The organism is Herbiconiux daphne (assembly GCF_024979295.1).
Lineage (GTDB): Bacteria > Actinomycetota > Actinomycetes > Actinomycetales > Microbacteriaceae > Herbiconiux > Herbiconiux daphnes.
Window position 1 is genome coordinate 1 of the sequence record NZ_JANLCJ010000591.1, and the last position, 589, is coordinate 589.

1 protein-coding gene is annotated in these 589 nt (G+C 40.9%); it reads left to right on the forward strand.

The window, feature by feature from the left end; all coding sequences use genetic code 11:
- Nucleotides 1-27 precede the first annotated feature (27 nt).
- On the forward strand, nt 28-567 hold the full coding sequence (locus N1032_RS26630) for a hypothetical protein (RefSeq protein ID WP_259543667.1): 540 nt from the start codon (nt 28-30) through the stop codon (nt 565-567).
- Nucleotides 568-589 lie beyond the last annotated feature (22 nt).

A 589-nucleotide genomic window follows, 5' to 3' on the forward strand; every position in this document is an offset into this window, starting at 1 on the left:
TACTTACGATAATTGTAGAGGTCTTGTATGAATGTAACTATTCGTAAGGCATTCAAACTGTCTTGTGAATTAAAGAACAAAATCCCTTCCAGTGTAATTGGAACTGAACGTGTCAATTATACAGTTAGTGAGAATGGTTTACCAGAAACCTATGTCCGTGAGGCATTGGATAAGATTGACACTGTTTATGCAGATAAAATGTCTTTGGCAATTAATTGCTTAAGTACATTAACGTTGCTCCGTGATAAAATCGCAGAAGCAAATAGTCGTGTCCTTCCTTATCTGGATAACCGAACCATCAACCAGTTGATTAGTCGTCAACTGTTTCTGAACAAGTGTATTTCACTGTTACCCGAAAAGATTACGGTGACTGCGGAAGATGATTTGCTGCATACTGTTCGTAGTACTCAGCAACGAATCAACGCTCACTTGACAGACCCTCGTATGGCACCAATGCCAACGACCCGTTTGCAAGTTCAGTACTCAAGTGCTGAGTTGGCAAAAACATTACAGGAACAGCGTCTTGAGTTCCGTAATGTTTTTGCCAACTCAGCACTTGAGTACTGAACTTGCAAACGGGTCGTTGGCA

Coding starts and splice junctions, on each gene's coding strand:
- N1032_RS26630 (WP_259543667.1), top strand. CDS start 28: ATGAATGTAACTATTCGTAAGGCATTCAAACTGTCTTGTGAATTAAAG.